This window comes from Streptomyces sp. NPDC041200, assembly GCF_055591805.1.
In genome coordinates, this window is the sequence record NZ_JBVIZF010000016.1 from 95,091 (window position 1) to 116,186 (window position 21,096).

The 21,096-nt window shown below is 72.1% G+C and carries 14 protein-coding genes; 4 read left to right on the forward strand and 10 right to left on the reverse strand.

The genetic code is table 11. The annotated features are described in order from the left end of the window. Positions 1–52 precede the first annotated feature (52 nt). Positions 53–1,624: a sodium:solute symporter family protein gene (locus ACZ6CL_RS28900; RefSeq protein WP_468940651.1), complete on the reverse strand. Its 1,572-nt coding sequence runs from the start codon at positions 1,622–1,624 to the stop codon at positions 53–55. Between the two features lie 315 nt (positions 1,625–1,939). Then, positions 1,940–2,719 (reverse strand): SDR family oxidoreductase, encoded by a 780-nt coding sequence (locus ACZ6CL_RS28905; RefSeq protein ID WP_468940654.1) that lies wholly within the window; start codon positions 2,717–2,719, stop codon positions 1,940–1,942. A gap of 146 nt (positions 2,720–2,865) precedes the next feature. On the opposite strand from ACZ6CL_RS28905, the gene ACZ6CL_RS28910 reads away from it, so the two are divergent. Next, positions 2,866–3,747, forward strand: a complete 882-nt coding sequence (locus tag ACZ6CL_RS28910; RefSeq protein ID WP_468940657.1) for a hypothetical protein — start codon at positions 2,866–2,868, stop codon at positions 3,745–3,747. Between the two features lie 155 nt (positions 3,748–3,902). On the opposite strand, the gene ACZ6CL_RS28915 is transcribed toward ACZ6CL_RS28910, so the two are convergent. The 3 genes from ACZ6CL_RS28915 to ACZ6CL_RS28925 form a co-directional block, all read right to left on the reverse strand. Further along, on the reverse strand, positions 3,903–4,112 hold the full coding sequence (locus ACZ6CL_RS28915; RefSeq protein WP_009715701.1) for a DUF397 domain-containing protein: 210 nt from the start codon (positions 4,110–4,112) through the stop codon (positions 3,903–3,905). Positions 4,113–4,290: 178 nt separating this feature from the next. Then, the gene (locus tag ACZ6CL_RS28920; protein WP_468940660.1) at positions 4,291–5,163 is read right to left on the reverse strand and encodes a helix-turn-helix domain-containing protein; all 873 of its coding nucleotides are present in this window, start codon (positions 5,161–5,163) and stop codon (positions 4,291–4,293) included. Between the two features lie 401 nt (positions 5,164–5,564). Continuing rightward, positions 5,565–6,311: a GOLPH3/VPS74 family protein gene (locus tag ACZ6CL_RS28925; RefSeq protein WP_468940663.1), complete on the reverse strand. Its 747-nt coding sequence runs from the start codon at positions 6,309–6,311 to the stop codon at positions 5,565–5,567. A gap of 571 nt (positions 6,312–6,882) precedes the next feature. Between ACZ6CL_RS28925 and ACZ6CL_RS28930 the strand changes: the two genes are divergently transcribed. Next, entirely contained in the window at positions 6,883–9,597 is a 2,715-nt protein-coding gene (locus ACZ6CL_RS28930; RefSeq protein WP_468940665.1) for a D-alanyl-D-alanine carboxypeptidase, read from the forward strand. A gap of 215 nt (positions 9,598–9,812) precedes the next feature. Then, the gene (locus ACZ6CL_RS28935; protein ID WP_468940667.1) at positions 9,813–11,717 is read left to right on the forward strand and encodes an MFS transporter; all 1,905 of its coding nucleotides are present in this window, start codon (positions 9,813–9,815) and stop codon (positions 11,715–11,717) included. Between the two features lie 56 nt (positions 11,718–11,773). Here the strand turns inward: ACZ6CL_RS28935 and ACZ6CL_RS28940 are convergent, their stop codons facing one another. The 5 genes from ACZ6CL_RS28940 to ACZ6CL_RS28960 all read right to left on the reverse strand — a co-directional run bounded on the left by ACZ6CL_RS28940 (position 11,774) and on the right by ACZ6CL_RS28960 (position 19,832). Further along, positions 11,774–13,066 (reverse strand): ABC transporter substrate-binding protein, encoded by a 1,293-nt coding sequence (locus ACZ6CL_RS28940; protein ID WP_468940670.1) that lies wholly within the window; start codon positions 13,064–13,066, stop codon positions 11,774–11,776. Beyond that, a complete protein-coding gene (locus ACZ6CL_RS28945; RefSeq protein ID WP_468940672.1) occupies positions 13,063–13,971 on the reverse strand; it encodes a hypothetical protein in 909 nt (302 codons plus the stop codon). Before ACZ6CL_RS28945 ends, ACZ6CL_RS28940 begins: the two co-directional genes overlap by 4 nt. A gap of 119 nt (positions 13,972–14,090) precedes the next feature. Further along, complete coding sequence (locus ACZ6CL_RS28950; RefSeq protein WP_468940673.1) at positions 14,091–15,578, reverse strand: VWA domain-containing protein; 1,488 nt, start codon at positions 15,576–15,578, stop codon at positions 14,091–14,093. A gap of 25 nt (positions 15,579–15,603) precedes the next feature. Further along, complete coding sequence (locus ACZ6CL_RS28955) at positions 15,604–18,060, reverse strand: serine/threonine-protein kinase (protein ID WP_468940675.1); 2,457 nt, start codon at positions 18,058–18,060, stop codon at positions 15,604–15,606. Next, entirely contained in the window at positions 18,057–19,832 is a 1,776-nt protein-coding gene (locus ACZ6CL_RS28960; protein ID WP_468940679.1) for a trypsin-like peptidase domain-containing protein, read from the reverse strand. The genes ACZ6CL_RS28955 and ACZ6CL_RS28960 overlap by 4 nt, the downstream gene beginning before the upstream one ends. A 491-nt stretch (positions 19,833–20,323) precedes the next feature. Between ACZ6CL_RS28960 and ACZ6CL_RS28965 the strand changes: the two genes are divergently transcribed. Further along, positions 20,324–21,076, forward strand: a complete 753-nt coding sequence (locus tag ACZ6CL_RS28965) for an IPT/TIG domain-containing protein (protein ID WP_468940682.1) — start codon at positions 20,324–20,326, stop codon at positions 21,074–21,076. Positions 21,077–21,096: the final 20 nt, after the last annotated feature.

Genomic DNA, 21,096 nt, shown 5'->3' on the forward strand with positions numbered 1-21,096 from the left:
CGGGCCCCGGCCACCCGTGAGCGAGCGGGTGACCGGGGCCCGGGGAGAGTTGTCAGTCGGACGCGCCGGCGACCGTCTTACGACCCTCGGTGCCCTGCGCCGGAACGGTCCGCGCGGCACCCGCCGAACCCGGTCCGTCGTCATCCGAGTTGAGCGAGGCGAGGATGGCGTCGCGCTCTGGGGTGTCCTCCGGCTTCACGTAGCCGATGACGATGAAGAGCACGAGCGAGACCGCGAGCGGGACGGCGACCTGGTACTCCAGGTTGACGCCGCCTTCGACCGCGTCGTTGATCGGGTAGTTGACCAGGTAGAAGGCGATCAGGCCCAGCGCCCAGCTGGTGAGCGCCGCCGTCGGCCCGGACTTGCGGAAGGCCCGCAGCATGCCGAGCATCAGCGGGATCGCGATCGGCCCCATCAGACCGGCGACCCATTTGATGACCACGGTGATGATGTCGCCGAAGAAGTCCGAGTTCACCTGGGTGGCGATGGCCATGGACAAGGCGAGGAAGAGCAGCGTGGTGTAGCGGGCGGCGAGCAGCCCGGTGCGGGTGCTCCACTGCCGCACGGACTTGAAGATCGCGGGCATGATGTCGCGGGTCACCACCGCGGCGATCGCGTTGGCGTCCGAGGAGCACATCGCCATGGTGTGCGAGAAGAAGCCGACGATGACCAGGCCCAGCAGACCGTGCGGCAGCAGGTGTTCGGCCATCTGCGCGTACGAGTCGGCGGGCTTGTCCGTCTTGATGATCAGCGGCGCGACCCACATCGGGAAGAACAGCACCAGCGGCCAGACGAACCACAGGACGGCCGACAGCCGGGCCGAGCGCTTGGCGGAGTGGGCGCTGTCGGTGGCCATGTAGCGCTGCGCCTGGTTCCACATGCCGCCGTTGTACTCGAACGTCTTGATGAAGAGGTAGGAGAGCAGGAAGATCAGCGTGTACGGGCCCACGGTCGGCTCGGTGTGGGTGTCGGGCAGGTCGTCCCAGACGGTCCAGAAGGTGCTGAAGCCGTCCAGTTCGTTCAGCACGGCGATCAGCATCGCGATGCCCGCCACGAACTGGATGACGAACTGGCCGAGTTCGGTGAGCGCGTCGGCCCACAGCCCGCCGACGGTGCAGTAGACGGCGGTGACCGCGCCCGTGATCAGGATGCCCTGGTTGAGCGAGACGCCGGTGAAGATGGAGAGCAGGGTGGCGATGGCCGCCCACTTGGCGCCCACGTCCACGATCTTCAGCAGCACCCCGGACCAGGCCAGCGCCTGCTGGGTGGGCAGGTTGTAGCGGTTCTTGAGGTATTCGAGGGGCGAGGCGACGCGCAATTTGCTGCGCACCCGGTTCAGGCGCGGCGCGAAGAGGTTCGCGCCGATCGCGATGCCGATGGCGATGGGGAAGGACCAGGTGACATAGGAGGTGATGCCGTATTGGTAGGCGATGGCCGCGTAACCGGTGAACATCACGGCGCTGTAGCCGGACATGTGGTGCGAGATGCCCGACAGCCACCAGGGCATCTTGCCGCCCGCGGTGAAGAAGTCGCTGACGTTGTCCACGCGTTTGTGGGACCAGACGCCGATGCCGACCATGACGCCGAAGTATGCGATGAGTACAGCCCAGTCCAGACTGTTCATGTCCCCTCCCAGGGGTCCGCCTTGTGAACGGGAGCGCACTTCGCCGCGACGTTCTCTTGGGGCGGTTCCCCCGAGCGGGAGCGGGGTACTTCCGGGATTGAACCGCTTGTTCGGGCGGCCGGTCAAGGGTTCGAGAGGTCACGAGTGTGAACAGAAATCAGAAAGAAGAACGATTTTACGCTTTCTTGACCTGACGGGGCGTTGTCGTGCACGCGTCCGCGAATCCACCATGAGCGGGCACTTCGTCAGACGCACACCCACGCATCGATGGGTCGGTACGGGAGCGGGATCCCGAAAGGCCGGACAGGAGTCGCGCTAACGCATCACTTCACCGGCGTTCACCAGCAGCGACTGCCCGGTGATCGCCCGGGCCCGGTCGGAGGCCAGGAACACCGCGGCCTCCGCCACATCGCCGTCCGTCGCCAGATCGGGCAACGCCATCCGGCCCGCCAGCCGCTGCTCTATCTCGGCCTCGGGCAGCCCTTCCGTGTGCGCGGCGAACTGGACGTACGCCCGCACCGGCGGACCCCACATCCAGCCGGGCTGCACGGTGTTGACCCGGATCCGGTGCGGGCCCAGCTCGCGCGCGAGCGAGTACATCGCCGAGGTGAGCGCCCCTTTGGACGCCGCGTACGCCGCCTGCCGCACCTCGGAGGGGGCGGCGACCGACGACTGGGTGCCGATGAGCACCACCGCGCCGCCGTTCCGTTTGAGGGCGGGGAGGCAGGCCCGGGTCATCCGCAGCGTCCCGAACAGGTTGACGTCCACCACGCGCCCCCAGGACGCGAAGTCGGCGTCCTCCAGGCCGCCGAAGTGGCTGTCCAGTGCTGCCACGTTGACCACGGCGTCGATCCGGCCGAAGCGGTCCAGGGCGAGCGCGGCGAGCGCCTCGCACTGGGCCTCGTCCGCGATGTCGGTGGCCCGGTGGGCGGTGCGCGTGCCGTCCGGGTCGAGTTCCCCCGCGGCCTGGGCCAGCCGCTCCCCGGTGCGCGCCCCGAGCGCCACGTTGGCGCCCTCGCGCAGGCACGCGGCGGCGACGCGGTGGCCGAGGCCGGGGCCGACGCCGGAGACGATGACCGTTCTGCCGCTGAGCATGGGGCCTCCTCGGTCTCGTCGGGGCTGACGCGGCGTCAGGCTAGGCGCGCGGAGTGGATATGGCCATACCGCGGGCCCATCCGCCGGAGGGTGGCGCATTCTGCCGCACCACCCCTCCACAGCTGACGCCGCGTCAGCTACACCTGATGGGCATGACGACGAGCGACGCGAGCGAGGGCACACGCGGCGGCCTGGAGGACACGTTCGCCGCGCGGTATGGGGAACTGGCCTCCGTGGGCCCCTACGGGGTGCGCCCGGGGCACGCCCTGATCACGATGGTCGAGCCGCATCCGGGCCAGGAGTACGCGTACAACCGCTGGTACGAGGACGATCACTTCATCGCGGGCGCCATGGCCATGCCCTGGATCTACGCGGGCCGCCGCTGGGTCGCCACCCGCGACCTCCAACTGCTGCGCTACCCGGAGAAGTCGGCGGTCGCCCAGCCGGTCACCGCGGGCTGTTACCTCACCGTCTACTGGCTCACCGAGGATCGCTACGCGGAGCACATGCGGTGGACGGTCGGCATCAACAAGCGGCTGAACCGGGACGGCCGGGTCTTCCAGGAGCGTACGCACGTCCTGACGGCCTTCCACGACCGCGAGGCGACCGTCTACCGGGACGGGGCGGCCGGGCCGCGCGACCACCATGCCCTCGACCACCCGTACGCCGGGCTGGTCCTGGAGGTCGTCGAGAGCGAGAGCCCCGGGCGGCGCGACAAGCTGCTCGACTGGCTCACGGCCCGTCATCTGCCCCGCCGCCTGTCCGGTTCGCCCGCCGCGATGGTGACCGTCTTCCGTCCGACCCCGCTGCCGTCGGACCGGATGGCGTACGTCAAGCAGGTGGAGGGCGTCGACACCAGGCTGACCCTGCTCTGGTTCCTGCAGGGCGATCCACGTGAATGCTGGGAGGAATTCTTCACGGGTCTCGACACCGATGTGGAGCGGTCCGGGCTGGGCCGGGTGGAATTCGTCGCGCCTTTCATTCCGACGATTCCCGGTACGGACCGCTATGTCGCGGAACTCCGATGACGGCTGGCGAAAGGCGAGCGAAGCAGAAATGCGACGAGCCCTCTCGGCAGGGACGGCGGCCGGTCGAGAGGGCTCGGTGGCGATGCGGCGAAATGCCGCGAAACTGCGGTTCTGCGGAGCCGGACCGCGCTGCCGCGGCCGGTCGAACAGCAGGATCAGCCGAGGTCGAAGGCTCCGCCGTGGACATCGGCGACAAAGGCCGACCAGGAGGCGGGGGCGAAGCTGAGCGTCGGTCCCTGCGGGTCCTTGGAGTCGCGCACGGCGATCTCATCGACGACCGGGGAGGCGACCTCTACGCAAGCGCCGTTTCCTGCGGAGTACGAGGATTTCACCCACGTACTCGTCTTTCCCTGCTGAATGGACACAATTGCTCCGATGCGGTGTGTTGAGGAGATGCACCCCCGTTTGGAGGTGAGGCCGACGTTACTCGTCAACATCGTCAGGAAAGGTGGCCATTCACTCGACCGGGTGGCATATTCCACCGGCCCCTTCCACGGCAGGGGTCGGAGGTGTACGCTCCGCCCTCGCTCTCGACCGGCGTCGTCAGCCCTCCCCGTGCCGACGCGCGTGGTCCTGAGCGACCTCGGTGATGAACTGGCGGCTCTGGTCCACGTTGAGCGCCTGGGCCCGCAGATGCTCGTACATCATGCTGTAGCTCTGCACATCGGTGAGCTTCTCCAGATAGAGGTCGCTCGTCACGCCCTCCAGATAGACGACGCTCGTGTCCGACTCATCCGAGAACTCCAGGATGGTGAACTGCCCGCTCATGCCCGGGTGCGAGCCCATGCCGAACGGCAGCGCCTGCACCGTCACGTGGGGCTCGTGGCTCATGCGGACCAGATACTCCAGCTGATCGCTCATGATCTTGTGGTCGCCGACCACGCGCCGCATCGCGGCCTCGTCCACCACGGCCCACAGCCGCAGCGGGGCCAGCGGATCGGTGATCCGCTCCTGCCGCCGCAGACGCACCTGCACCCGCTGGCCGATCTGGTCCGCGGCGACCTCGGGCAGCGCCCCGCTGATGACCGCCTCGGCGTACTCCGGGGTCTGCAACAGGCCCGGCATCACCTGGGGTTCGTAGACCCGCAGCGACGCCGCGTCCGTCTCGAAGCCGATGTAGACGCTGTAGGGGACGTCGCCGAAGGCGTTCCACCAGCCCTGCTGGCGGGACTCCTTCGCCATTTGCATCAGGGAATCTACCAGCGCCTTGTCTTCGACCTTGTAGGTCCGGCAGAGGTCGCGCACATCGCGCTGGCTGATGCTGCGACGGCCGTTCTCCAGTCTGCTGATCTTCGACTGGGAGACCATCAGCTCCTCCGCCACCTCCTCCGCCGTCATGCCCTTCTCCTGGCGGAGCCTGCGCAGTTCCTGGCCCAACCGGCGTCGCCGGACAGTGGGGCCGACGTTCGATGTCACGGGACGTGCACCTCCGGCTTCGTACTGCTGATACCTGCTGTTCAGCAGCCTCCCACTACCGGACCCGGCCGCGCTGGGAAATGGCCCGACAAAGACCGTACAAAGGGCGATCGAACGCACGCGCGGGGCGGCGGGACGGCCGGTCGTCCGGAACGGCCGTCCCACCACCCCGCGCTTCAGCGGCTCCCGTACCGGGTCGGTGGGGGCTGCGGTGCGGTCGGTGGAGCGGAATGGTGCTCGGTGGTGCCGTATCGGTTCTGCGGGCTCTGGCGAGCCCGCTTGGTGCCCTGTGAATGCCCTGTGGTGCCCTGTGGTGCTTCTTTGGTCCGCTGGGTGGAGCGGGAGTCGTCACGGGGGTCCCGTGGCCTCCTGAGGCCCCCTGGGGGCCTCCTGGTGACGGGTCAGCGCGCTCCGACGCGGGCCATGCTCCCGCGGCGGGACGGCTGGGCCGGAACCCCGGCCGCGGGCTCCGCGGCGCGTGCTCCCGGCTGTCGGCCCGGGGCCGGTGCGCGTCGTGGCTGCGCCGCGACACCGTTCTGCACGTCCATCACGGCGTGCGCCACCAGACCGCCCATCGGGTCGTGCCTGATCAGATCCCGGAGCCTGGAGCGCGACGAGCGCCCCTCGTTCCCGGGATACAAGTGCTTGCCGAGCCCGACCGCGTGGGCCAGGGCGGCGAGCGCGGCGGTCCGCGGGTCCGGCGGTACGCCGGTACGGATCGCACTGTCCAGCCGGTTCCTGATCTCCCGGCTGATCGCCGTGTCCGTCGCCTGGTAGCGAGTCGTCGGCAGTACCCCGCACATCTGGCCCGCCACGGCATGCACCATGCCGCACCGCTCCAGGTGCGTGAGATACGTCTGGCGCAGCCCCAGCCGGGGCCCGCCGATCCAGTGGACAGCCCGAACCGGACTGCCGCGACGGCGCAGCAGCTCCAGTGCGGAGTCCAGAGTTGGATCTCCAGTCGGCCGTGGCAGCACCACGGCGATACGATCCCCGTCAGGGGCTATCCGTCCGGCCAAGGCCAGCTCTACTAGCTGTGCCCCGGCAAGACCGAGGTCGAGCGACTGCGGCTGCGCCGTGGTACCCGTGGTCGGGTCCAGGGCGAGCAACAGAAGCTCCTCCGGAATTGTTCTGCGGCTCCTGCCCATCCATGCCTCCCCGCGTGGATGAATGACAGGGTGACCCCTGCCACATTGGTCTGTCGAGAGTGCCTGGGGGATTTGGGTGGGAACCGGTAGGTATGTCTTTCTCGTCTAGCGGGTGAGCGATCACCTTGAGGCGCTCTCCGGCGGTGGCGTTGCGCGTCCGTACGCCGGGCACACAGGACACTGGTTGATGGTTGTAATGCGGGACGCGGCGCCAGGAGGCGCCCGGCGTCCCGTGTGACGTATCGAGGAGGCATCGGTGGCGGGCGAGTCCCCCGGCAAGTCGGATCAGCAGAAGTCGTCGGGGGAGACGGCTAGGGGAGCACGCGATCCGCGGCTCACGGCCTCCCGTGAGGGGGAGGCCGAGGGCGGGCGCTCGGCGATCGCCGTCGCCGAGGAGGCGTCCGAGTCGGCTCCCGATGAGACCGGTACGGCGTCCACGGAACCGGAATCGGAGCGTCCGGAGTCTGGTGTTCGCGAAAGCGAAGACAGTGAATCCGGTGGCACGGAAACCGAGTCGGGGCTACCGGTCCGCCCTGGGGTGGCGTCTGAGGGGGATTCGTCCTCGTCGGACGTGACGGATGAATCGGGCGAATCCGGTGAATCCGGCGAAACGGCCAAGCCGGAGGGGGGCGACGCCCGGCTGCGGGAAGCTGTCGCGGCCTGGGTCGCGTCGGACGAACCGGATGCGGATGCGGAGGCGGCGGCCGAGGGCGAGTCGTCGGACGCGCCGGGCGCCTCCGACGCGGACGCGTCGGACGACGCCGCGACCAAGGACGACGCGGACGCGTCGAGCGGCGAGGGGTCGGGCACGTCTCGTCCGTCGAAGGCGGGCGCCAAGGGCGGCGCCGATTCCGACGCCAAGGGCGAGGGCGATGAGGACGCCGCCTCGGAGGCGCCGGTCGATCAGAAGACCGCGGTGTTCCGCACGTCGAAGGTGCCGTCCGACGGCGAGGACGCCGCCTCCGGCGAGGACGTGTCGGGCGACGAGAGCGAGGCTTCAGGGAAGGCCAAGGGTGGCGCGGACGCTTCCGGGGGCGAGGATTCGGAGGCGTCTCGTACGGCGAAGGCTGGCTCCGACGCGGGCGCGTCGGACGCCGAAGCTTCTGAGAAGACTGCCTCTGGCCCGAAGGGCACCAAGGGCACCAAGGGCACCAAGGGCGCCAAGGGTGCTAAGGGCGACGCGGGCGCGTCGGCTGCCAAGGGCAAGGCCGTAACCAAGGGCGACGCCGACGACTCAGCCGCCAAGGACGGCGCGGACGCGTCCGGTGACGAGGGCTCGGGGGCGTCTCGTCCGGGGAAGGCGGGCGCCGACGCCAAGGGTGACGCCGACTCCGACGACGAGGCCGCCGCGTCGGACGCGCCGGTCGACCAGAAGACCGCGGTGTTCCGCGCGCCGAAGGTGCCGTCCGACGGCGAGGACGCCGCCCCCGACGCGGGCGCGTCGGGCGACGAGGGCGAGGGTTCCGGGAAGGCGGGCTCCGGCGCCGACGACCGTGGCAAGGCCACCGCGTCCGGTGATGAGAAGCGGGCGTCCGGTGGGCGGCGGCCTGCTTGGGCGGGGGACGACGGTGACGGTGACGACAAGCCGTCGCGGCCGTCCGTCGACCAGAAGACCGCCGTCTTCCGCGCGCCCAAGGTGGACGACAAGGGGGACAAGGGCGACAAGCCCGTCGACCGGCCCACCGCCGCGTTCGGCGTGCTCCCGGAGAAGAAGAAGGACGTCGACCAGCCGACCACCGCCATCAAGGCGCTCCCCAGCGACGCGGACAAGGGCGGCAAGGGTGCCAAGGACGGCAAGGGCACCAAGCCGTCCGAGGGCGAGAACGAGCGCACCAGCAAGTTCGTACCCCTGCGCTCCTCCGACGCCCCCGCGCCGCAGAAGGCACAGCCGAAGGCACCGGCGAAGGCGTCCGCGAAGGCTCCGGCCAAGCCGGACGACGTACCCGAGACCGAGCGCACCCGGCAGCAGCCGCTGCCGCCGCAGACGCCGGACGGGAAACAGCCCGCGCCGCTCGATCTGCTGGCGGAGCTGACGAACAGGCCGCCCAAGCCCGAGACGCCGATCCGGACGGCGGTGCGGCGGGTCAAGATCTGGACGCCGCTGGCCATCCTGCTCGTGGTGCTCCTGGGGGTCGCCCAGGCGGTGCGGCCGCTGCCCGAGCCGGAGCTGAAGCTGACGGCCGACGCGTCGTACACGTTCAAGGGCGAGAAGCTGGCCATGCCGTGGTCCGGTGAGGGCCAGTCCGCGGCCGAGGTCCAGGGCGTGGGCAGCCTGGGGACGTCGGGGGCGCAGAAGGCGGTGCCGATCGCGAGTGTCACCAAGGTGATGACGGCCTACGTGGTGCTCAAGGACCATCCGCTGAAGGCCGGTGCGGAGGGCCCGCGCATCAAGATCGACGCGACGGCGGCCGAGGAGTCGGGGTCCGCCGACGAGTCGCGGGCGTCGGTCAAGGAGGGGCAGAGCTTCACCCAGCACCAGCTGCTCCAGCTGCTCCTGATCAACTCCAGCAACAACATCGCCCGGCTGCTGGCCCGCTGGGACGCGGGTTCGCTGGACGCGTTCACGAAGAAGATGAACGACGCGGCCAAGAGCCTGGGCATGAAGAACACCACCTACACGGACCCCAGTGGGCTCAAGGAGTCCACCAAGTCCACCGCGGCCGACCAGCTCAAGCTGGCGAAGGCGGCGATGGAGTCCGAGGCGTTCCGGGAGGTCGTGGCGACGCCCAACACCGAGGTCCCCGGTCTCGACGGCAAGATCTACAACAACAACAACCTGCTGGTGAAGCCCGGTGTGATCGGCATCAAGACCGGGTCCTCCACCCCGGCCGGCGGCGCCCTGATGTGGGGCGCGGTGCGGACGATCGAGGGCAAGAAGCAGCGGATCCTCGGGGTCGTGCTGGAACAGCGCGCGCCCACCACGCTGGACGCCAGCCTCCAGCTGGCGCAGACGGAGAGCTACAAGCTGATCACCGCCGCGCAGGACGCGCTGACCTCGGCGACCGTCATCAAGAAGGGCGATGTCGTCGGGCAGGTGGACGACGGTCTCGGCGGTACGGTGCCGGTCGTCGCCACCAAGGACCTGAAGGCGGTCGGCTGGGCGGGGCTGAACGTCGACATCAAGATCGGCGACGGTGGCAAAACCATTCCGCACACCGCTAAGGCGGGCACGGTCGTGGGTGAGGTGACCGTGGGCACCGGGCCCGGTCAGGTCAAGGCGCCGGTGGCGCTGGAAAATGACTTGTCCGAGCCGTCGTTCGGGTCGAAGCTGACCCGTATCTCCTGACGCACCAGGGGGGCCAGACCCCCCCAGGGGCACCGGCGCGAGGTCGCGCCGGTGCCCGTGTCCGTAACCGCTGACGAACCACCTCGCGTGCTAGCGTCGCCTGAATGTCCCTTGACCTGACTCGCCGAGGTGAACCCGAGGCGAACCGTGGGGAACCGGTACGAGGTTGAGAAGATGACAGGGGCAGACCTCGGGGGAAGACGGGGAGAGCCACAGTGACCACCGTGGATCCGACACGGGCCGACAAGAACGGCAGCTCGGAGGAGAGCACCGCGGCGCGAATACGCCTGCCCGCGCAGCGCCACCCCACCGAGCCGGACGATCGAGCGGCGACACGCGGGGGTGAGACCGCCGCCCGGACCGGGGTGTTCCAGCGCGCCTGGGACGTTCTGCGCCGCCCGGTGCCCGCCGCGCTGGCCGCCGCCGCGGTGCTGCACCTGCTGTGGGTGGCGCTGCTCGCGAACAGCGGCGGCGACCTGGCCGCGCAGGACGCCTGGGCGGAGTTCGCGCTCCAGCACCCCGACTCCGCGTACAACCTGGCGTGGTACGGCGGCATGCATCCGGTGTCGTACAGCGTCATCTCGCCATATTTGATGGCGGTCCTCGGCGTGCGGTCGACCATGGTGATCGCCGGGACGCTGTCCGCGGGGCTGCTCGCCCTGCTGCTGGTCCGCAGCCGCTCGGTGGCGCGGCCGATGTGGCCCGCCCTGTACGGCGCGTTCGCGCTGGTCTGCAACGCGATCTCGGGCCGGGTGACCTTCGGGCTCGGCGCGATGTTCGGCCTCGCCGCGGTGGCGGTGATCTTCGCGTGGCCGGTGCGCTGGCGGTCCCGGCACTGGCATCACCGGACCGGGCGGTTCCTGCTGGCCGCGCTGCTGTCCGCGGTGGCGACCATGGCCAGCCCGGTGGCGGGCCTGTTCGTGGGGATCGTGGCGGCCGCGCTGTGGCTGACCAAGCGTCGCCCGGCCGCGTACGCGCTCGGCGTCACGCCGGTGCTGGTGGTCGCGCTGTCCGCGTGGCTGTTCCCGTTCTCCGGTGAGCAGCCGATGTCGATCGGCTCGGTGATCCTGCCGCTGACCGCCGGGCTCGCGGGCTGGCTGCTGTCCCCGCCGGAGTGGCGCACGGTGCGGGTCGGCGCGGCGCTGTACTCGCTCGGTGTGGTGCTCACCTGGCTGATCCCCTCGCAGATCGGCACCAACATCTCCCGGCTGGGCATGATCTTCGGCGGTGTGGTGGTGATCGCCGCGCTGACCGCGCCGCGCATCCGGCCCGCCCGCGCCGAGCTGCGCACCACGCGGGCCGGACAGCGGTGGCTCGCGCTGGTGCTGTCCCTCGCGACGATCACGGTGTGGCAGATCGCCAAGACCGCCGACGACGTCATCCACACCACCCCCTCGGCGTCCTGGGCCCGTGAGTTGGCGCCGCTGGTGGACCGGCTGAAGCGGGGGAACGTCGACCAGGGCCGGGTCGAGGTGGTGCCGGTGCGCAGCCACCGCGAGTCCTCCGCGTTCGTTCCGTACGTCAACCTGGCGCGCGGCTGGAACCGGCAGCGGGACCTGGACCGGAACCCGATCTTCTACGGCGAGGACACCCTCACCCCCACGACCTACCACGCGTGGCTCAAGCGTTGGGCGGTGCACTTCGTCGTGCTGCCCGCCGACGACCCGGACAAGGGGGCCGAGAAGGAAGTCCGGCTGCTGGAGGACGCCAAGTTGCCGTATCTGCGGCAGGTGTGGTCGGACGACAACTGGAAGCTGTACGAGGTCAAGAACCCGACGCAGGTCGCCGACCCGCCCGCCACCGTGGAGCGGGCGGGCGCCGACCAGCTGGTCCTGAAGGTGCGGGAGCGCGGGCCGGTCCTGATCCGCATCCCGTACTCGCCGTGGCTGGGCCTGGTGGACTCCAAGGGGCGCAGCATCAAGGCGCCGAAGGCGAACCCGGGCCAGGGGCTGCCGGTCAACCGCCAGGGCTGTCTGACCACGCGGGTCGAGGACACCCAGGAGGGCGAGCCGGAGGACGAGTGGACCGTGCTGCACGCCCCGCACCCCGGCACCTACCGGATAGCGGGCAAGTACAAGCTGCCGCGCGGCACGCCCTGCCCGGAGGAGATGGCTCCGTAGGACCCGGGCCCCGCCCGAAGGCGATGGCTCCGTAACGACCGGCCGGGCCCTGGCTGTCACCCGCACACGGTGGACAGCCAGGGCCTTCCGCGCTCCTGGTGCAGCTCGGTGCGGACCTTCTCCAGGCTGGTCAGCAGCGAGCCCGGGCCCTTGGCGACATCGCTGAGGTAGGCGAGGGCGGCGCGCTGGAAGGCCAGCCGCATCCGGGTCGGCATGGCGTCGGACGCGTCCAGGCACAGCGAGCGGGAGTCCCCCAGCGCTTCGGCGATCGGCCGGGCCACACCGTCGTCGGGCTGCGCCTCGACGGGGACCTCGCTGTTGGCGAAGAAGGGGCGGGTGCGGCCGCCCGGGGTGTTGCTCGCCCAGGCGGTCTGGGCCCCGGCCGAGGCGAGGTACGCCAGCAGGCGGCGCGACTGCGGGGTCTCGTGGAACATCGTGGCGAAGTCCGCGGACACCTCCCGGACGGTGGAGTCCGGGTCGGCCCCGGGGATCAGCCCGGTGGAGAACGCGAACGAGGCCCGGGCGCGGTCCTTCGGCGGGTAGCCGCCGCGGATGAACGAACCCTGGTGCTCCAGCGCGCACGGGGGCCGCGCGGCGAACAGCTTCCCGCCCGCGTCCCGGAAGTCCGTGAGCAGCGCGGTGCGCGCCGCGCCCTTCCCGAACAGGGAGCCCCAGGTCCGCCACGCCCGCCCGATCCGGGGGTCCGTCCACTCCAGGCCGCCGGTCGCCCACGCCTGGTAGACGGCCTTGCCCTGCTGCTGGAGCAGGATGTCCTCGATCCAGTCGGTGCCCGGCCAGCCGGAGGTCGCGTCGCCGCCCATCCCGGCGCACCACTGGCCGCCCCGTGCGGCGAGGGCGGGCAGCTCCTCCTCGTCGTGGCGGCTCTTGTCGTACCAGACGATGCTCTTCAGGTCGGCCTTGACCGCGATGCCGTAGACCGCGCCGTCCCCGCGCGGTGCGGGTTTCCACAGCGGGCCGTAGGCGGCGAGGGTGCGCGCGGGCAGCACCTCCTGCAGCGGAACCAGCGGGGCGTCCGCGTAGGTGGCGAGTTCGCCGGGGCTCGGCAGGACGGCGATGTCGGGCGGGGTGCCCGCTTTCACTTCCGAGGACAGCACCTCGCGCAGCGCGGTGGTGCCCTGGTAGTCGACCCGGATGCCGGACTCGTCGGTGAACGACGTGAGCAGATCGCGGAAGGCCGCGGCCTCGTCGCCGGTCCAGGTGGCCAGCACGCTGACGCTGCCGCGTGACCGCTGCCCGCCGGTGTCGCCCGCGCCGACCGCGGTCAGCACCAGCAGCCACAGCCCGAGGACGGCCGCGGTCACGTTGAAGGAGCGGGTGTGGGCGCTCATCGCGGCTGGAACCGGTACTCGTCGATGCGCGGCTGGAGTCCGATGAGGATCAGCGCCGCGAGGACCGCGCCGCCCAGCGGGATCCAGCCGACCGCCCCGGCCCTCCAGTGGGTGCCCCGCATGGTCTCCGCCACCTTGTCGGCGGTCTCGCCGCCGCTGGAGCCGATGTTCGTGCGGTGCAGGATGCCGCCCGCCTCGCCCAGCCGCTGCTGGGTCTGCGCCGTGAAGAAGCCCAGCGGTATCACCGCGATCAGCAGCACGGTCGCCGCGGCCAGCCACGGGTTGACCAGCCTGCGGAAGCGGTGCCGCAGATAGCGCTGGGTGCGCCACAGCAGCGCCCCGAGGGCGAGGAACAGCGCGGGCACCAGCACCCACCAGGCGAACGTCAGCAGCCAGCCGAACGAGGTCTGCGCGCGCAGCACCCGCCGCTGCCCGTCCTGCACGGTGTCCAGCCGGGCCAGGATGCCGTCGTGGTCCCGGATGAGCATGGTCGTGGCGTAGCTCAGATAGGCGTCGCGCAGATCCTCGTTGCCGCGGTTCACATACGCCTGCTCGATGATGTCGCTGTACGAGGAGACCAGCCCGGCGATGGTGAGCAGCGACTGCCGGGCCGCCTTGCCGCCGGTGGTGCTCTTGACGGCCTGGGCCAGGCTCTGGTTGGCCGTGGACAGTTCGTTGCGGTAGTCCTCGCCGAGCCCCTCGACGTCCGTGGTGGGACCGTCGAGGCTCAGCTCGGCCCTGGCGTTGGCGACGTGGAGGGCGTCGATCGCGGCGGCCACCTGGAGGATCGCGGGGGTCGACCGGTCGCTGACCGCCGTGGTGTTGCGGCTGACGCCGTAGTACGCGGCGAACAGCGCGGTCACCGCCGCCGCCGTGACGACGAGCAGCGCGGTCAACCGCCGCACCAGGAAGGCGCGGGTACCGCCCTCTCTTGCCCGCTCAGCCCCGGCGCGCCCTGACGCACGGGCTTCCCTCGTCGCTGCGCGGCTCCTCAGCCCAGCCCGCGCGGCGCGCCGGGCCACGCTCATGAGACGCCCTCCGGGCGCAGCGGGGTGTCGCACTTTTGGCAGTACGCGGCGGTGGCGGGCGCGGTGCGGCGGCAGGACGGGCAGACCCGGTCGGGGCCGGGGGGAGCCGCGGCGGGGGCGGTGCCGGGGACGCCGGTGCCGTGGGCGCCGGTGAAGCGGACGCTCTCCTCGGTCACGATCATCGCCGAGTTGAGGTCCAGCGGCCGGATGGGCTCCCTGATCCGCACCTCGCCGGTGGCCGCGTCGGTGATGTGGACCAGCCCGCCCAGCCGCTCCAGCATCTTGGCGCTGCCCAGCCCGTGCGCGAGCCGCACGGCGAGCCCCCACTGCCGCCGGGCCTCCTCGCGGTCGCCCGCCTCGTAGGCGTCGCAGCCCGCGGTGATGGCGTGCCCGAGGTCGGAGTCGGCCCCGTAGTGCGCCAGCCGGGGGTCGACGCGGGAGGACAGCAGGACGTCGTCGGTCCACTGGACGAGTACGGACTGGGCGGGCGGCGGCGGAAGGTCCGTATCGCCGTCCAGGGCGAGGTCGACGGCGGCCAGTTCGACGTCCTCGCCCATCGGATCGCCCCCGGGGTCGGCGAGGACGCACAGATGGAATTCGCGGGACTCGTCGCCCCACGCGCCGGTGCGGCACTCCCACGTGCGGTCGTCGGGCCGGGTGCCCTCGGCGGTGAGGTCGGCCCGGGTGGGGTGCACCTGCTTGACGAACGCGATCCGGCCGCCCGCCCGGGTACGGATCCGGATCCGCACCCCGGAAAGGGCCTTGGCCATGGAGGCGCGCGTCATCTCCTCGAACTCGGCGGCCAGCGCCGCGTCGTCCAGCACCGCGTCGGCGCGGCCGTGCAGCCGCCGCGTGATCTCCTTCAGCTCGGTGGCGTCCCAGCCGTCGCCGATGCCGCGCGCGTCGCAGGTGAAGTGCGGGGCGCAGCCGTCCAGCACCTTGTCAAGGTACCCGGCGGCGTCGTGCTCGTTGCGGCCGTCGGTGAGCAGCAGGGTGTGCCGGATCGTGGCGCAACGGCTGAGGTGGAGGCGGCGGGCGAGGTCCAGCCAGGCGCCGATGGCCGTGCCGCCGATCGCGGGCAGCCGGGCCGCGACGCGGGCGGCGGCGGCCCGGGTGTCGGGGCCCGCGACGGCCATGCCGCCCTGATACGGGTAGACGACCTGGGCCTGTTCGGTGCCCTCGATGATCGCGAAGTGGGTGCCGTCGCGCAGTATCCCGACGGCGGTCGCGGTCGCCCGGCGGGCCGCCGCGATCTTCGTCGGGGGCCAGCTCATCGAGCCGGAGCAGTCGATGACGATGACCTCGGAGGCGGCGGTACGGGCCGCCGCCGGGCCAAGTCCCCGGGTCTCGACGCCGATGACGGCGTGCATCTCGGCGGGGCCCGCGGCGGCCGGGAGGTATTTGTTCTGGTGCACGCGCAGCGTGATGGCGGGGCCGTCTTCCCGCTCTTCCCGCTCTTCCCGCCGCGGATGGTCCTGGCTCATGTGATCCCCTCGTCCCCCTGGCCTGTCAGACGCCGGTCATGGGCCGGATGGCGTTGGCGCGGTCGACCAGCACCCCCAGCGCCTCCGGGCTGTCGGCCTGCCGGGCCAGCCGCCGCAGCACCGCTTCGAGCCGGGACCGCGCCGACAGCTCGTCGTCCCCCTCGCCGAACAGCAGCCCGGGGTCGGCTGGACCGCCCGCGGCGTCCCGTCGCGGCGCCCAGTCGAGCGCGGCCTCCAGCACCTCCGCGGTGAGCCGGTCCCGGGCCTGCCCCTGGGCGCGGCCGTCGTCGAGGTACAGCCGCGGCAGCCGGGTCAGCACCTCCACCAGGTCCTCGCCGGTGGGCCGGTCGCGCGGGTGCTCGCCGAGCCGCCCCGCCAGCACCCGTACGGTCGCGATCCGGGCGGCGTCGTAGTGGCGCGAGACCTTCGGGACCCCGCCGAGGACGGCGGCCGCCCCGCCCCGGTCGCCCGCGGCGAGCCGCAGCCGGGCCAGGCCGAAGGCGGCGCTGCCCTGGGAGCGGTTGCGCTCCCACACCGCCTCGTAGAACCGCTTGGCCGCCTCGTGGTCGCCCAGGTGCTCGGCGCAGTAGCCCAGCGCCAGCTTGGGCGCGTACTCACCGGGCAGCGCGCTGTACACCGCGTCGAACGCGCGTCGCGCCTCGGCCACCGCGCCGCCCGCGAGCCGGAGCAGCGCGCGGTGCCAGGCGGGCCGCCAGTCGTACGCGGCGCCACTGCCGATGATCTCCTCGGCGGCCGTCAGCTCCGCGTCCGCGCGGCCCCGCATCCCCAGGTCGAGGTAGGCGCGGCAGCTGCGGAAGCGGATCTCCGCCGACGCGTACGGGAACGCGCCCAGCTGCTCGATCAGCCGCCTCGGGCTGCTGTCCGTCGGGGTGTTGAGCAGGGCGGCGCCCGGGTCCGACGCGTCCGGGAACGGCACCGGCAGCCCCGGCGGCACCTGCCGAGGGGACGGCAGCCCGTGGGCGAGGGGCCGGCGCGGATCGCCGTCCAGCCAGTGTTCGAGCCCCGGGATCCGGCCGAGCCCCGCGTCCAGCAGCGCGGCGGTCGGGGCGAACAGCGTGGACGGCGCGGGCTGCTCCTCCCGCAGCCGCAGCGCGTGGATCTCCCGCAGCACGCCCCACAGCTGCTCGGACATCTCGGCCGCCGACCCGAACCGGCGCCGCGGATCGCGGGCGGTGGCGCGGGCCAGCACCCGCCGGTACGACTCGGCGCCCAGCCCCGGCGGCGCCTGCGCGGGCCGCCGCGCCTTGTCGGACAGCGACCGCAGCGTCGCGCCGACGCCGTACAGGTCATGGCGCTCGGTCAGCGGGCCGCCCCGCAGCGACTCGGGGGAGGCGAACCCCTCGGTGATCACGGGCGGATCGCCGCCCCGCTGCCCGAGGCGGCGGACCGCGCCCAGGTCGATGACCTTGACCCGGCTCTCGTAGTGCATCACGTTGCTCGGCTTGAGGTCGCAGTACAGCAGCCGCTCGCCGTGCAGATAGCCGACCGCGCGCAGCACCAGACAGCCGTACGCCAGGATGTGCTCGTACAGCCGGGGCCCGTCGTACGGCGGCATCGCGTCCGCGATGGCGTCCCGTATCTGGGCGAGCGTCATGCCGCCGACGAACTCCATCACGATGTAGCCGGTGAGCCGGTCGCTGCCGGGCTCTTCCGGCTGGGTGACGTAGTTGATGATGCGGACGATGCCGGGGTGGTCGAGCATCGTCAGATAGCGGCGCTCCTCGACCGCCGCCCGCAGCGCCGCCTCGTCCTCGTTGTTGATCAGGCCCTTGATGGCGACGGGCTGCCGGTCGAGCTGGGTGTCCTCGGCGAGATACACCCAGCCGAGCCCGCCGTACGCGACGCAGCCGATCACCCTGTACTGGTCGCCCAGCAGATCGCCGGGGCGCAGCCGAGGGGTGAAGTCGAACGGGTGGCGGCACCGCGGACAGACCCCCGCGGCCAGCGCGGGCTCCCCGTTGTACGGCGCGCCCACGGTCTCCTCGCACCCCGGCCGCCCGCAGATCTGACCCCGGGACGGCGGCCGCGGATCGTCGAGCACGAGGTCGGTGAGCGAGGGCAGCTCGACCCAGGGCAGATCCAGCAGCCCGTCCCCGGCGGCCCCCAGCGTGAACTTCCGCGCGGCGTCGCGACGGCGGACCCGATCGGTGGCCGCGGTCGCGCCGGAGCGGATGCGTCGGCCCGTGCGGGTGCGGGGGTCTGCGCCGGTGCCTGCGCCTGTGCTCGTGCCGATGCTCGGACCGCGGCTGGTGCCCGTGCTGGGGTCGGCGCCTGCGCCTGCGGCCGTGCCGGGGCCGGTGGTGGGCCCTGCGCCCGTTCCGGTGGCTGTGCCGGGCGGGGTCGGGCTCGGCACGACGGTACGGGGCCTGCGGCCGCATTCCGCGCAGAAGCCGCGGGCGTTGATCGGGGCGTGGCCGCCGCCGGGGCAGTCGGGGCGCGGGCACGTCGCGGCGGCCGTCATGGGGCGTCTCCCTCCGGCGAGGCGCCCGGCGAGGCGCCCAGCGACGGGTGCGGTGGCGCGTGCGGCTCCTCCGCGCCCGGGGGCGTGTGCACCGCCCGGACGAAGCGGTCTACGGCGCGGCGCGCCGCCACTACGTCGCAGGGCACCGCGGTCAACTCGCGGTGGGCGGCGCGTTGGAGGGGGAACAGTTCGCGGCGCTCCGACGCGGCCTTCGCGCCGAGCAGCGCCGCGTACGCGTTCAGCAGGCCCTTCAGCTCCTTGACCTCGTCGCGCTGGGCGTCGGCCCGGCGCAGGGCCGTCTCGGCGTGGTCCCGTACCGCCAGGACCGCGTGCTCGAACGCGGCCAGCTTGGCCACGATGTGGTGGGTGCGCAGCTCGGGGTCGTCGCGCAGCCGGGTCAGGTTGATGCGCAGGGCCGGGGCCTCCGCCGGGTCCGACGCGGCGCGGGCCCCGGATTCGGTGGCCTCCCGCTCCAGGCCGGTGGCCTCCGCGACCTGGGCGGCCAGTGCGTCGAGCCAGGCGTCGATGCGTTCCGGGTCGGGGCAGAACAGCCGCTCGGCCAGCCGTAGTCCGGGGGCGTGCGGGTCGCGGAAGACCAGCATCAGCCGGGCGCCCTGGTCGGCGAGGAGCTTCATGAAGCGGATCAGCGCTTCCGGTTCGCTCGCGCGGTCGAGCCCGACGGCCACGACGGTCAGCGGGACGGCGTTGGCCCGGACGCGGCTGAGCGGGGAGGTGTCGCCGGGGGAGCGCAGGTCCATGCGGTCGGCGACCCGGCGGGCCACCTCGGTGTCGGTGCGGCCGGTGACGTCGAGGGCCAGGTCCACGCTGCCCAGCGGCGGCACGGTGCCGTGCGGGGCGGCGGACACCGCCTCGTCGTCGCCGCCCCCGGACAGCTCGCGGTCGGCGAGGGTGACGGCGCGGCTGAGCGCCTCGTAGCGGCCGCTGTCGTCGTGCGCGATGACGACCGTCTCCACGTCCGCGATGCCGCCCGCCCGCCCGGCCAGGGACGCGCGGCGCAGCCACAGGGCGAGCCGCTGGGCGAACGGGATGTCCTGGACACCGGAGGTGAGCCGGGAGACGAGCCGGGCGTCGACCACCGGGTCGCCGCCCACGAAGCGGTGGACGAGCGGGAGGTGACGCAGGATCGTCTCGATGTGGATCATGTTCGACCGCAGCCGGCGCTCGTCGGCGGGGATGTCGGGGGCGTCGTCGTAGCGGTTGACGATCATCCCGATGACATGGCCGGTCTTCACGTCCTCCACCCCGGCGCCGCTGCATCCGCGGCGCACCACGTCCCCGGGGGAGTCCGGGATCAGCTCCAGCCACTCCGCGCGCGGGCCGACGGTGCCCGCGATCTTCGCGTAGAACCAGGTGCCGTCGTCGTTGTGGAGCGGGAAGCCCAGATTCCGGACCTGCCCCAGCGGCTCGGGCGAGAGCCGGTACAGGGGCGCGGCGTGCTCGGCGGGCTGGGGCCGGTCCAGCGTCAGCAGCGCGATGTCACCGCATCCGTCGGAGCGCCGGGGCACCCAGCAGCCCGCGGCGACCCGCGCGGTCACGGGGGCGGCGTCGGGGACCTGCACCAGGTCGACGAGGACCGGCGAGGCGGGCACCGGGCGCCCGTCGTCCGGGATGACATGGGCGCACGTCAGCACGGTGTCGCCGCCCAGCAGGATTCCGGCGCCCAGGATCTCGCCGGTCGTGCTACGGATGCGCACCCGCCAACGCCCCCCGGCGGGGCACCCCTTGACGGGAATGCCCGTGTCCTCCCCCATGCGGCAAGAGGATACGCCCGCCGGGTGCGGAAGTGACCCCTTCGTCCGATGGGTCACGGGATCGGGTGAGTGGCCGCCGGAAGGCCCGCTCGCCGCGCTGCGAAAGGCCCGCTCGCCGCGCTCCCGCGCGGCCCTCGCGGGCCCGGCGCGAGGGCCGCGACGACCTGCGGCGGTCGCACGCCCCGCCATTCGAGTGATGCGACGTCACACTTCTTGTGGACGGACTCATTCCGATGGATTACTGAAAATGTGCGGTACGGCCTCCGCCGGTGTCCCCGGCGAAACGGCCCCCGCACCCTCGTCGGTCCCGGGCGCCAGGCGTACCGAGCGAGGGGGCCGGGCGGGCGTCCCCAACGACCCGGTCGGCGCACATCGCACTTCTCCTGCGAGCGCGAGCGGGCCCGACCCGTCCGGCCCGTCCCTCCACCCCTCCGTCCTCTGAACCACCTTCGGGCTTCGGCCCGCTCAGTCTTCAGCAGGGAGCACACGCCATGCCCATCTCTCCGAACCAGGGGTCGACCGGCGGCGGTACGACCGTCACCATCACCGGTACGAACCTCGCCAACGCCTCCGCGGTGAAGTTCGGCAGCAAGAACGCCACCATCACCGCCAACACACCCACCTCGGTCACGGTGACCTCGCCGTCCGGTACCGGCGCGGTCCCCGTGACCGTGACCACGCCGGGCGGCACCAGCAACCCGCTGACGTTCTTCTACGTCGGCGCGCCCTTCAAGTCCGGCCTCAGCGCCACGTCCGGGCCGCTCGCGGGCGGCAACACCGTCACCATCACCGGCACCGGGCTCTCGACCGCCACCGGTGTGGCCTTCGGCGCCAACAACGCGACGCCCACGGTCGTCTCCGACAGCGTCATCACCGCCACCGTGCCCCCGGGCGCGGCGGCCGGGTCCGTCGGGGTCAGCGTCACCACCGCGGGCGGCACCAACAACGGCCTGTCCTACACCTATGTGGACGTGCCCACCGTGACCAGCTTCGCCCCCACGTCCGGCCCGGCCTCCGGCGGCACCGCGGTGACCATCACCGGCACCAACCTCGACACCACGCAGTCCGTCACCTTCGGCGGCATCGCGGCGCCGTTCAGCGTCGTCAACGCCACCACCGTGTCCGCGGTCTCGCCGCCCACGGCGGACGGACAGCCCGGCCCCGCCGACATCACCGTCACCAACCCGGCGGGCAGCGCGACGGCCGCGACGCCGTTCCAGTACCTCGCGTCGCCCGGTATCTGATCACCTCTGGGACGTTCCGC

Excerpts from the sequence above, each read along its gene's own strand:
- ACZ6CL_RS28900 (WP_468940651.1), bottom strand. The coding sequence starts at position 1,624 with ATGAACAGTCTGGACTGGGCTGTACTCATCGCATACTTCGGCGTCATG.
- ACZ6CL_RS28905 (WP_468940654.1), bottom strand. The coding sequence starts at position 2,719 with ATGCTCAGCGGCAGAACGGTCATCGTCTCCGGCGTCGGCCCCGGCCTC.
- ACZ6CL_RS28910 (WP_468940657.1), top strand. The coding sequence starts at position 2,866 with ATGGGCATGACGACGAGCGACGCGAGCGAGGGCACACGCGGCGGCCTG.
- ACZ6CL_RS28925 (WP_468940663.1), bottom strand. The coding sequence starts at position 6,311 with ATGGGCAGGAGCCGCAGAACAATTCCGGAGGAGCTTCTGTTGCTCGCC.
- ACZ6CL_RS28940 (WP_468940670.1), bottom strand. The coding sequence starts at position 13,066 with ATGAGCGCCCACACCCGCTCCTTCAACGTGACCGCGGCCGTCCTCGGG.
- ACZ6CL_RS28950 (WP_468940673.1), bottom strand. The coding sequence starts at position 15,578 with ATGAGCCAGGACCATCCGCGGCGGGAAGAGCGGGAAGAGCGGGAAGAC.
- ACZ6CL_RS28955 (WP_468940675.1), bottom strand. The coding sequence starts at position 18,060 with ATGACGGCCGCCGCGACGTGCCCGCGCCCCGACTGCCCCGGCGGCGGC.
- ACZ6CL_RS28960 (WP_468940679.1), bottom strand. The coding sequence starts at position 19,832 with ATGGGGGAGGACACGGGCATTCCCGTCAAGGGGTGCCCCGCCGGGGGG.
- ACZ6CL_RS28965 (WP_468940682.1), top strand. The coding sequence starts at position 20,324 with ATGCCCATCTCTCCGAACCAGGGGTCGACCGGCGGCGGTACGACCGTC.